The 12,434-nt window shown below is 64.2% G+C and carries 6 protein-coding genes; 2 read left to right on the plus strand and 4 right to left on the minus strand.

Features of this window, described 5'->3' with window-relative positions; all coding sequences use genetic code 11:
- Positions 1–290 precede the first annotated feature (290 nt).
- The 4 genes from ABZ909_RS27410 to ABZ909_RS27425 form a co-directional block, all read right to left on the minus strand.
- Positions 291–1,208: a cupin-like domain-containing protein gene (locus tag ABZ909_RS27410; RefSeq protein WP_357004755.1), complete on the minus strand. Its 918-nt coding sequence runs from the start codon at positions 1,206–1,208 to the stop codon at positions 291–293.
- Positions 1,209–1,533: 325 nt separating this feature from the next.
- Positions 1,534–2,814, minus strand: coding sequence for an acyltransferase (locus tag ABZ909_RS27415; RefSeq protein ID WP_357004757.1), 1,281 nt, complete (start codon positions 2,812–2,814; stop codon positions 1,534–1,536).
- Positions 2,811–3,740 (minus strand): SGNH/GDSL hydrolase family protein, encoded by a 930-nt coding sequence (locus ABZ909_RS27420; protein WP_357004760.1) that lies wholly within the window; start codon positions 3,738–3,740, stop codon positions 2,811–2,813. Before ABZ909_RS27420 ends, ABZ909_RS27415 begins: the two co-directional genes overlap by 4 nt.
- A gap of 22 nt (positions 3,741–3,762) precedes the next feature.
- Positions 3,763–3,930 (minus strand): hypothetical protein, encoded by a 168-nt coding sequence (locus ABZ909_RS27425; protein ID WP_357004762.1) that lies wholly within the window; start codon positions 3,928–3,930, stop codon positions 3,763–3,765.
- Between the two features lie 893 nt (positions 3,931–4,823).
- Between ABZ909_RS27425 and ABZ909_RS27430 the strand changes: the two genes are divergently transcribed.
- Both ABZ909_RS27430 and ABZ909_RS27435 read left to right on the plus strand, forming a co-directional pair.
- Positions 4,824–5,516 (plus strand): hypothetical protein, encoded by a 693-nt coding sequence (locus ABZ909_RS27430; protein ID WP_357004764.1) that lies wholly within the window; start codon positions 4,824–4,826, stop codon positions 5,514–5,516.
- 151 nt (positions 5,517–5,667) lie between these two features.
- A partial coding sequence (locus ABZ909_RS27435; protein WP_357004766.1) for an amino acid adenylation domain-containing protein occupies positions 5,668–12,434 on the plus strand: 6,767 nt, incomplete at its 3' end.

The following is a 12,434-nucleotide window of genomic DNA, read 5'->3' on the forward strand; positions in this document are numbered from 1 at the left end:
TCAACCCTTCGACAGCGCTTCACGTCATGGCTCGCCCCGATCAAACGAGCGAGCCTCGAACCTCGACGAAAGTAGTGAACCCGCCAAGTTCGACTATTCCCTCCGATGGGAAGTCGCCGATGCAGGGTCGAATCCGTTGTCGAAGCCGACCCGACACTGTGGTGGGGTTGCCAACCGCGCCGGCGTGAGGTCGCTGTCGGCCACGGCTGCCACGAGGCCGTGTCGCCCCCGACCACTCTTCGGGCCGGACGGTCGTTCCCGTCCGGCCAGAAACAGAGGAGTGGTCGAGGTCAGCGGCGACGGAGGATCAGACCTTTCACCGTGTCGACGATGCGCAGGATGCCGCGGACTGCGAGAGGGAAGAAAGCGGCACGCATAAACTCGAAATAGTTCGGGTTGTACCGCGCGACATAGGAGATCGCCGGGTCGATCGATTCGACCTGGTGCCACCAGAACATCGGAATATACAGGATGTCGCCGATGTCTAGGGTCACGTCGAAGTATTGCGAATTTCGCAGTTTCGGGAATTCTTCCAGATCAGGGTCGTAATCCTCGGATGGCAGTTCGGTGTACATATCGGACGCGGTCACCGGGACACGGCCGTAGACGTTGTGGTATTCGTCCGGCGGGAACAGCCGCACCCGCTTACGCCCATACAACTGGATGAGCAGGCCGTGCCACGGATCCTGGTGCAGCGGAGTCAGGTTGCCCGCCTGCCCCATCCACACGCTGCTGGCCGCATCGCTCTGGGTGCGCGTGCCGACGCGCTTGGGCAACTGGTCCGCGAGTGGGCGGTTGTCGGCGGCCGTGCGCGAGTAATACTTCTTACCTTGCTTCGGGTTCTCGAAGATGGCGTCCATGATCTCGTCGTATTCGAGAACCTCGACAGGGGCGGTCTCCTGCACGAACACGTTGCTCGTGCTGGTGAGCGCCGCAACCTTCTCCTTGCCGTATTTCTCGCGCAACTGTGTCGGCTGGTAGTCGTCGAACACCGGCCAGGTCGATGCGACCTTGCGGAAGACAACCGGGCTCTGCTTCGCGAATATCTCGTCCAGTTCGAGCTTGTCGAATTCGGGCATCGTCTGGCCTGGCCGGCCCGGCCTGGGTGGCTTGACCCGGTCGCGCACTGATCTGGCGAGGAAAAGTCCGAAGCTGGCAAGCAGAATCGGGGCCAGCGTTAGTGGCCGTTCGTCGTAGCCCTTGGTCACGTCCCATATTCTTTCGCATTTGAGGCGGGCGCTACTGGTCGTCGGTCCGCCGAGCCGCCATGTCGCCTGGGCGTCTCGTAGGAGGCATCCGGCCGATGAGTCCAGGATCGACGGCGAGTTGGCCGTGTCCACTGGCCTTCTCCGCCATGACAACTAACGATTCCGCTGCAGGATAAGTGTTGATGATGCCGTGGCTGCTGACGTGCTTATTCCCAGCCGTGGGACTAAACATCGTTGCCGCGGCCCTATCCCCATTCACATCCGAGAGATCTATCTCGTAATCGATGCCGACGATCGTGAATTCACCGTCTCGTCGGCCACCGACTTACCATCGAAGTCGTCCATGATGCTGACGACCATTTTGCACGTCACCGCTCTTCCCGCGACCTGCGGGCCTGGTGGCGAAACGGCGCATGAGAGGTTTGTCGATGCCGTGGTAGACGGCTGTCGATGCTGCCAGCGCGAGCATGAAACACAGTGCTGCGCAACTCAACCAACCGAAGAAGCCGAACCGATGCCCTGCGATGACATACCTGGTGACCAATACCATGATCGGGAATTGAATGAGGTAGAACGCGTAGGACACCTCGCCGAACCACACCATCGCGGGCGAGGAGTTGAAGCCGCCGAGCCCGCGCATGTCGCGGGTGGCCAGGGTGGCGATCAGCGCCGCCATCGGTAGTACTTCCAGCGCCGACATCTTGAAGTCGATCGGCACCACCCAACTTGCCGCGTACGCGACGAACACCGCCACGGTCACGGGAAGCAACCGGGTATTGCGCCATTGGCCTTCGAGCACCGCCCGCGCCGCTAGTACCCCGACATAGAACTCGGGCAGTCGTGACAGCGGGAAGTCGTAGCTGAACCAGTAGGACCGCACCACGGGAATGTCCGGCTGGGCGAACCACTCCGGGGAGGCGTGCAGTTCCGCCGGGGGTGAAGTGTCACCGGGAACGAGCCTGGCAGCGAAAGCATTCGCAGTGCCGCGCGGACCGTCGAAACCGATGAAGTACACCAGGTGCAGTGCCAGGACCAACAGTCCCAAACCCGCTATCCAGACCAGCAACCGTCGCGACGGAATCCGTCGTAGCACCGGTACCGCCAGCGGAAAGCTGAGGTAGAACAGCATCTCCGAGACCAATGACCATGAAGGTACGTTCAGGCCGCCGACTGTCGTCCACTTCGGCAACCACGTATGTATCAGCAGCAGGTTCGGCAGCCACAGCACGATCCGACCCACCGGCACCGCAGCGACCACGATGAAGGCGAGAGCCGCGACCAGGTGTGTCGGATAAATCTTCAACACACGTTTGCGATAGAACGCCCGCGCGGACGAACCTGGTCGAAACGACCAGTAGATGATGAACCCCGACAGCACGAAGAAGAACGTCACCCCTGCCGCACCGAGTTGCATCGGCAGGAAATCCTGATGGATCCGCCGAAACAGCTCGGACTTCTGGAACGGGTAGGCGGGCAACAACACCAACGCGTGCAACACGAATACCGCCATCGCAGCCCACCAGCGCGCGCCGGTCAATGTCGGCAGGCGCGGGCGGTCAGCGGACGCCGGCGCGCCGCGGGCGGCTACGGCAGCGGGCGCGGTCAACCGGCGATCCAGCGTCGAAGTGCGGTGGCGAGTGCCGTGTCACCGCGGGCGTCCGGATGAAACGGCATCCCGAGGAAATCGGCCCGCGGATCGAAGAATCCGTTCACCCACGGCTCGGCCGAGCACAGTCCATGCCCCGCGGTGACGGCACGGGTGTCGAAGAAGCTCGCTCCGAGCATGTCGGCAGCCTTACGTTGGGCATCGTCGAGCCGATTCAGATACTCGGCGAGCGCTCGTCCTCGACCCTGCACGATCGGCGTGACGCCAAGCACGTTGGCGCAGAAGACATCCGAGTTCGGTGCGGCCAGTTCCGGATAGCCGACGAAGACGATCTTCGCCTGTGGTGCGTAGTACTTGATGAAATCGATGACTTGGCGGATGCGATCGGCGTAGGTCGCGGGAGTCAGTCCGCGGTAATCGGGGATGCGTTGCTGGTCGAGTGCGTCGGTATCGCACCCGTCGCGGAGGTTGAAGATGCAGGTGAATACCGAATCCCACAGCATGACCTCGCTCGATCCCCACGTGTCGTTCATGCCGAACTGCAGCGCGACGACCTTGGTGTCGGGGCCGAACGCGCCCGCCGCATCGGCCAGGCGGGCCTCGTGCAGCACCGTGTACGCGGTTTTGCTGTGCAGCGAGGCACCGGAGCAGGAGACATCGACGAAGTCCGGTGTCCCGGCCACGCCCATGAGTTGGCTCAACTGGATCGGCCAGGCCGCTGGGCCGTGATTGCACTGCAGGGAATCACCGTCGAGCCGAAGCCCGTTGGCCGTGTACGAATCACCGAGTACGACCAGGGCGTGGCCGGGTCGCTGAGGGACATCGTCAGCGGCCGCGATGGCCGACGAGTGCCCCAGACCGAAACAGACCAGGATGCTGAGCGCGATCCGGGGAATCCTCGTGCGCCACGACCCATCGGTAACCATCGACAAGATCTGACTTCGCAACTCAGTACCCGGCCCGCGGAGCGAAACCCGGATCCGGCAGTGTCGGAGCAGGTTGCTTCGAGGGTTCGGCTTGTTGCGTGGGGATCACGGCGGGCGCGGGGGTGACGGGAGCCTCCGGTATGTCGATGTGACCGGTGGGCGAATCGATCGGCGGCGCTGGAATAGTCATGCTCGGCACCACAGCGGCCGGGCTGGGGGTTTTCGCTGCGACAGATGTCACGGGACTCGAGTCACTGGGGACCGAGGACCCGGCCTGTGAGCTCCCACATCCAGCTACGGCGAACACCGCCAACACACACAGTGCGGTCCTGACATAGGGAAATCGGCGCACGTAGTCCTCTCCATGGCGGAAGAAGTTTGTCGGTGGACCGCTGAGACGCTAGCCGACCCCTATCGAGAACCTATGACGCCTTCCGTCCCAACGGTGGGAAGACCCATTCCCGTACTCCCTGAGGCGTGAGGCCCTGAGATCAGATAGGACTTCCCAGTGTTGGGAATGGGCAGGAGTGACTCGCGGTTGCCGCGGGCTAATGTTCAGTCCCGACGGCTATCAAGACGAAGCCCCATGCGTATGCGGATATCGCATGGGGCCGGCCGTCGTGGTGCGGCTCCGGATCTCGGTAGCGGTGCCTTCTAGTGGAGGCCGGAGCCGCATCGAATTGTTCGTCGAGTCATCGTAGTGCGCGACTTGCGCAACCCGCCGGAGTGCGCTTCCGGCTTGTAGAGATGTCTTCGGACCGGGCGTACGGGGAGGAAGTATTACGCGGGAACTTCTCGTGGCGTCCGTCACTCGGAGAGTCTCATATGGCAATTGGCAATGATGAGGATCATAGGGGCTGCATCTCCGCCTTCTTCCTCTGTATTCCCACAGATGGGAATACAGCGGAAGAAGGCTGATGAATGCGGCCATATGATCGTGCACAGAATGGCTGTGGAATCTGGATCTGGCAGCGTGAGGGTAACGCGGTTTGAAATGGAATCATCTCGACTATGTGCCCTGGCCGGCTGCCGGGCCGCGATATCCGCGCTTCTCGACCCCCGGTGGACCTCGGGTGCGGGTTCATGATCGATGTCCTGATCATGGGCGCACGGTGGGCGTCGAATCACCATGCGGTGACCCGTAGTTTCGCCGATGCTCTGGACCGGACTCGCTTCAGCCCGCGAATTTTGGCGTGCTTGGGAGGTCGATCGGTTGTCAAGAACGCTCTTGTACGCGAAGTCAATCGCAGCACTCGCCCGTTGATTCTTGCCGGCTATGCGCAGGGGGCCGCAGCGGCAGGGGATGTAGCCGCAGAATTGGGCGGAGCCGAGTCGTCGATACTGGCGTGTGCGCTTATCTCGGACCCTTTTCGCCCGCGTGGACACGCCATCGGGACCGATCCCGGTGGCCACGGAATATTGGGTGAGAGAGCAATTGTCAAGGTGCCCGCATATTGGGCTGCTGCCCGCGGCGATCTGACTACTTCGTTGGCGGCCGATAGTTCGCTTCGACTGGTGCCTGAATTATTCGAATACTTCGATCTGTCGACCGGGGAAGCTGTGATCGATTGGAGGAGGCGGTTGATGGATGCCGCGATAAGAGAGCAGCTCATGCCATATCGGATGGCCCGCAGGTTCTGGGGCAGTAGAAATGTCGAGCTCTCCAGGGGCAGCGCGAACCTTCTCATGGGTCCGCATGAAACAGACTACGTGCGTCTCGGGCACGCTGAACGATTGGCGCAGGCCATCAACAAAGAAGTAATCGTTCGAAATTGAATCGAGCACCGCAGAAGAAGAGCGGTCACCGAAAAGTCTCGTGCTTGTTTATTTGGATCGACCATGAGAGTTCGAATGATCATCATGTCGGACTCGAGTGGGTGGTGGACATCGATGCGCGGTCGGAGAGTGTCGCGCAGAGCTGTCGGAAGTGAGGGTACTGATGGAGCAGCTGGATCTGGGTGGGAACGGCGAGTCGGGGAAGCACTACTTCCCACTGTCTCCGGCGCAGATGGGTATTTGGTATGCCCAGCTGCTCGATCCGCAGGTGCCGATCTCCATCGCCCAGTACGTCGATCTGCCGGGCGAGCTGGATCAGGCGCTGCTGCGTGATCGGGGAATCGTCGCCTCGGCCGAGTTCGGCTCCGCGTTCCTGCGCATCGTCGAGCGCGACGGTGAGCCCATGCAGTTCATCGACCCGACCATCCCGGATCGCGACAACGTCCAATACATCGACTTGCGCGAGGCCGAGGACCCCGAGGCCGAGGCGCTGGCCTGGATGCGGGCCGAGTACAGCAGGCCCATCGACATGGTCAATGACCGCCTGTCCGCATCGGCCATCCTTCACATTGCCGACGGACGCCAGTTCTGGTACATGCGTGCGCACCACATCCTTTTCGATGGCTTCAGTGCCGTGAACTACATCGCCCGGGTGGCCGAGCTCTACACGGCCGCGCAGCACGGCACCGAGCAGCCGTCTGCGCAGGTTACCGACCTGCGCACCCTGGTCGAGGCCGAATTCGCCTACCGCGAGAGCACTCGCTTCAAGAGCGACCGGGAGCACTGGGCGCAGCGGGTGGCCGGTCTCGAGGAGGGCACCAGCCTCGCCGGACGTTCGGCTCCGCCCGCGGCGCCGAACATCGTCGTCAGCGCGGCCCTCACCGGCGATCGGGGCACGCTGCTCGATGAGTCCGTGCGGCAGCACGATTCGTCGCCCGCGGCCCTGCTCCTCGCTGGCTTCGCCGCCTACCTGGCGCAGTGGACCGGCGCCCAGGACGTCATCCTGAGCCTGCCGGTGACCGCCCGCACCACCGCGGTCATGCGTCGCTCCGGCGGCGTGTCGTCGAACATCGTGCCGCTACGCCTGCACGTCGGGCACGAGACCACGGTCGCGGAGCTGCTGAAGCAGGTGACCGTGGAAGTGGCGGGCGCCCTGCGCCATCAGCGCTACCGGCACGAGGACATCCGCCGCGATTCCGCGCCCGACCGCGAGATCGCGTCCACCGGCGTGGGTTCGCAGTTCTTCGGCCCGTGGGTCAACATCATGTTGTTCAACAACGAGATCACCATGGGCGACGCGGTCGGCCGGATGCATGTGCTGTCCACCGGCTCGATCGAGGACATGGGCGTCAACCTGTATCAGTCGCAGGGCGGCGCGCGCACCCACATCGACTTCGAGACCAACCCGAACCTGTACTCCGAGGGCGAGACCCAGAGCCACCACGCGCGGTTCCTGGAGTTCTTCGACCGCTTCCTGGCGGCGCGGGACGACCAGGCGGTGTGGGGCCTGCCCATCACCACGGACGCCGAGCGCATCCGCACCCTGCTCGACTGGAACGATTCGGCGCACGCGGTGCCGACCACGACCCTTCCGGCCTTGCTGGACAAGCAGATTCCGCTGTCCGCCGACCGCGTCGCCGTCGAGTTCGAGGGCGAGCAGCTGACGTATGCCGAGTTCGGTGAGCGCGTCAACCGCCTGGCGCGGTTCCTGATCGCCGATGGTGTCGGCCCGGAATCGCTGGTGGCGCTGGGTATGCGGCGTTCGCTGGAGCTGGTCATCGGCATGCACGCGGTGCTGCGCGCCGGTGGCGCGTATGTGCCGATCGACCCGGATCATCCGGCTGATCGCAGCGCCTACATTCTGGAGTCCGCGGGACCGGTCTGCGTCTTGACCAGTTCGCGTGAGGAGCTCGAGCTGCCGGAGTCGGTGCGGTGCTTGGAGATCGACACCCTCGACGTGTCCGGATACTCGGCCGAGCCGGTGACCGACGCCGACCGCGTCGCTCCGTTGCGTCCGGATAACACGGCCTACGTCATCTATACCTCGGGTTCGACCGGTCGTCCCAAGGGTGTCGCGGTCACCCACCATGCGATCGTCAATCAGGAACTGTGGATGCTCGCCGAGTATCCGATGACCGAAGACGATGTGTATCTGCAGAAGACGGCGCAGACCTTCGATGTCTCGCTGTGGGGCTACTTTATGCCACTGCTGGTCGGCGCGAAGCTGATCGTGGCCACCCCCGACGGCCACCGCGATCCGCTGTACGTGGCCGAGATGATCGAGCGCCACCGGGTCACGGTGACCGACTTCGTGCCGTCCATGCTGACGGTGTTCGTCGCGCACGCCACCCGCACCCAGTGTGCCTCGCTGAAGTACGTTTTCGTGATCGGTGAGGCGCTGCCGCCGGAGACCGGCGCGGGCTTCCGTGAGATCACCGACGCGGGTCTGCACAACCTGTACGGGCCTACCGAGGCCGCGGTGTCGGTGACCTATTGGGAGAACACCGTCGCCGACACGGTCACGGTGCCGATCGGTGTGCCCGAGTGGAATGTCGAAGTCTACGTGCTGGATTCGCGCCTGCGGCCCGCCGCCGTCGGCGCTCCGGGTGAGCTCTACCTGGGCGGACGCCAGCTGGCGCGTGGGTACAAGGGCCGTCCGGATCTGACCTCGGATCGGTTCGTGGCCAACCCGTTCGGGACCTCGGAGCGTATGTACCGCACCGGTGACCTCGTGCGGTGGAACGACGTGGGGGCGTTGGAGTACATCGGCCGTACCGACTTCCAGGTCAAGTTCCGTGGTCAGCGCATCGAGCTCGGCGAGATCGAGACCGACCTGCTGGCCCATCCGAGCGTCAGCCAGGCCGCCGTTCTGGTGATGGACACCGCGACCGGTCAGCAGTTGGTCGCCTATGTGGTCCCGGTGCCGGGCCAGTCCATCGATGCGGTCGAGCTGACCCGTTTCGCGGCGGAGAAGCTGCCGACCTACATGGTCCCGGCCTCGATCATGGTGTTGGAGGGCTTCCCGCTCAACACTTCCGGCAAGTTGGACCGCAAGGCTCTGCCCGAGCCGGTGTTCAGCGCGGACGCCGCCGGTTACCGTGCCCCGCGTACCGCTGCCGAGGAGATCGTGGCGGGTGTGTTCGCTGATGTGCTGGGTCATGACCGGGTCGGTGTCGATGACAATTTCTTCGATCTGGGCGGCAACTCGCTGGTCGCCACCCAGGTGGTGGCCCGCATCTCGGCCGCGTTCAGCACCCGTATCGGTGTGCGGGCGTTGTTCGAGACCCCGACCGTCGCTGGTTTGGCCGTGCGCGTGGAAGCCGCCGGCCCGTCGGATGTTTCGCGGCCGCCGCTAGTCGCGCAGGAACGCCCCGAGCGCGTTCCGCTGTCCCTCGCGCAGCAGCGCATGTGGTTCCTCAACCAATTCGACCCCACTCTGCCGGCTTACAACCTGCCGTTCGTGGTGCGGATGAGCGGTCACGTCGACATCGACGCGTTGACTGCGGCAATGCTCGACGTGGTCGAGCGGCAAGAGTCGTTGCGTACGATCTTCCCCGAGTTCGATGACGGTGCCTACCAAATGGTGGTGCCGATCGATCAGGTCGCGGTTGCTGCCGAGGTCGAGGACATCGAGGAGGAGCAACTCACTACTGTCCTGTGGGAGTTCGCCGGGCGTGGCTTCGATGTGACCTATGAGCTGCCCTTCCGTGTTCGGGTGTTCCGCATTACCGACAGCGCGACCGGGGTGCCGGAGCATGCCGTAGCGATGGTGGTGCACCACATCGCCGCGGACGGTTACTCGTTCGGACCGCTCGCTCGGGACATCGTGGTCGCCTACATGGCTCGAGCGGATGGTGGCGCACCGCAGTGGGCGCCGTTGCCGGTGCAGTACCGAGATTTCAGCATCTGGCAGCGGGAGCTGTTGGGTTCGGAATCCGACGTCGATTCGATGTCCGCGCGCCAGATCGCTTACTGGCGTAGCGCTTTAGAGGGTCTGCCAGACCAGATAGATTTGCCTGCCGACCGTTCGCGTCCGCCGGTGCAGAGCTTCCGCGGTAGTCGTGTCACCTTCGATATTTCCGCCGAGCGCCATGCGCGGCTGGCCGGATTGGCTCGTGCCCACGGTGTTTCGCTGTTCATGGTCATGCACGCCGCGCTGGCGGTGCTGCTGGCCCGGTTGTCGGGCACCAGCGACATCTCCATCGGCACCCCCGTCGCAGGGCGTGGCGAGCAGGCGCTCGACGACCTGATCGGCATGTTCGTCAATACCCTGGTACTGCGCTCGCAAGTCGATGGTAACGAACGGTTCAGCGACCTCCTTTCCCAGATCAGGGAAACCGATCTGGGTGCCTTCGCCAACGCCGATGTCCCCTTCGAGCGCCTGGTCGAGGTCATCAACCCGACCCGCTCACAGGCGCGGCATCCGCTGTTCCAGGTGATGCTGTCGTTCCAGGAGATGCCCTACGGGCAGTTGGAGCTTGCCGGATCCTCGGCATCGACGGCGTTGTCGGTGCGGGCGCACGAACTCGACGTGGACATAGCCAAGTTCGACCTGTTGTGGACACTGACAGAGCAGCGTGGCAGCGCTGGTGAGCCGGCGGGTGTATCGGTGGTGGTCTCTTATGCCACCGATCTGTTCGACGCCGCTACGGTCGGCGCGTTCGGCCGCCGGTACCTGTCGGTGCTGGAGAGTGTCGCCGGCGAGCCCGACGCGCTGGTGCGCGATATCGACATCTTGAATGCGGTGGAGCGGTCCACGGTGCTCGGGCGCTGGAATCGCACCGAGCACGCGGTGCCGGCGATGACGACGGTGCTGGAGCGTTTCACCGCTCAGGCGCGCAACCGGCCGCACGCCATCGCACTGACCTTCGATTCGAGCGGTGCCGTCGATCCGGGTTCGGTGACCGAGCTGACCTACGCCGAGTTCGCTTCCCGCGTGAATCGTCTGGCGCGCATGCTGATCGAGGCCGGCGTCGGACCCGAGACAACAGTGGCAGTGGGTATCCGCCGCTCGATCGACACCCTGGTCGCGATCTACGCCGTTATGACCGCGGGCGGCGGCTATGTGCCGCTCGACCCGGATCATCCCGACGACCGCATCGACTACGTGCTGCGCAGCTCGAATCCGGTGTGCGTGCTGACCACACGGGTCGAGGGCATCGAAACAGGTCTCTGCCCTTCGGTTTTCATCGATGACGCCGAGTGGGCCGGTTACTCCGACGCTCCGGTGGAACCTGCCGAACTGCTCGGCGTCGTGCGTCCGGAGAATACCGCCTACGTGCTCTACACCTCCGGTTCGACCGGCCGCCCCAAGGGTGTCGCGGTCAGCCATGCCGCGCTGGTGAACCAGATGATGTGGAAGATCGCTGAATCGGGGCTGGACGACACCGATGTCGCGCTCCACAAGACGCCGTTCACCTTCGACGCGTCGGTCTGGGAGTTGTTCGCCCCCTTGATGGTCGGCGCGCGGACGGTCATCGCCGAGCCGGACGGCCACCGCGATGCTCTCTACCAGTCGGAGGTCATCGGTCGCTATCGGGTCACGGTGACCTCGTTCGTGCCATCGCTGTTGTCGGTCTTCGCAACCAATGCCTCGGCGGCGGAATGCGTGTCGCTGCGGGCGATCTTCGTCGGTGGCGAGGTGCTGTCGCCGGCCATCGTGAGCAGCTTCCGGCGGATTTCCACTGCGACGGTGGTCAACCTCTACGGCCCGACCGAGTACACGGTCAACGCCACGTCGTGGCGGGTCGATCAGGCTTCCCCGACGATCGTTCCGATCGGTCGGCCAGTCTGGAACGCACAGGCCTATGTGCTGGATCAGGGGATGCGGCCGGTGCCGGCCGGGGTGCGCGGCGAACTGTATCTGGCGGGTGCTCAGCTGTCGCGTGGCTATCAGGGCCGCGCGGATCTGACCGCGGATCGCTTCGTGGCCAATCCTTTCGGTGCGCCGGGCAGCCGGCTGTATCGCACCGGTGACCTGGTGCGCTGGATCGACCACCCCGACAGTGAGACCGGGGTGCTCGACTACATCGGCCGGACGGACTTCCAGGTGAAGTTCCGCGGTCAGCGCATCGAGCTCGGTGAGATCGAGGCTGCGCTGCTGGCACACGAGGCGGTCCGTCAGGCCGTGGTGGCGGTTGTCGACTCGGTGGCTGGTGATCAGCTGGTGGGTTATGTGGTCACCGTCGGTCCGGTGGATACCGGCAGTATCAAGGCTTCACTCCAGTATCTGCTGCCGGCATATATGGTGCCGTCGGCGTTCGTGGTGCTGGATGCGTTGCCGCTCAATACCTCTGGCAAGCTGGACCGTCAGGCGCTGCCTGCCCCGGTTCTCGAGGTGCGCGCATTTCGTGCTCCGACAACGCCGATCGAGGAGATCGTCGCCCAGATCGTCGGCGAGGTGCTGGGCATCGCGCGCGTCGGCGTCGACGACGACTTCTTCGAGTTGGGCGGCAACTCGCTGATCGCTACCCAGGTGGCCGCACGGCTCGGGGCCGCGCTCGACACCCGTGTCCCGGTCCGGATGCTCTTTGACGCGGGTACTGTCGCGGCACTGGCGGCCAGGATCGAATCGCATGTCGGTGAGGGCGCCAGAAGCGCGCTGGTGAGGCGTGAGCGCACGAACGAGGTGCCGTTGTCGCTTGCGCAGCAGCGCATGTGGTTCCTCAACCGCCTCGACACCGCCTCGGCGGTGTACAACATCCCGGCGGCGATTCGCCTGTCGGGTGAGCTGGACATCGCGGCCCTGCAGGTCGCGGTCATCGATGTCATCGACCGGCACGAGTCGCTGCGCACCGTGTTCCCCGAGACCGCGCACGGCCCCGTGCAGCGGGTGCTGGACGCCGCGCAGATCGTGCCCGACCTGACGCCGGTGCCGGTCACCGAGTCCAATCTGATCGAGCACCTGGTCGAGCTGGC

The organism is Nocardia sp. NPDC046763, assembly GCF_040645495.1.
Taxonomy (GTDB): Bacteria; Actinomycetota; Actinomycetes; order Mycobacteriales; family Mycobacteriaceae; genus Nocardia.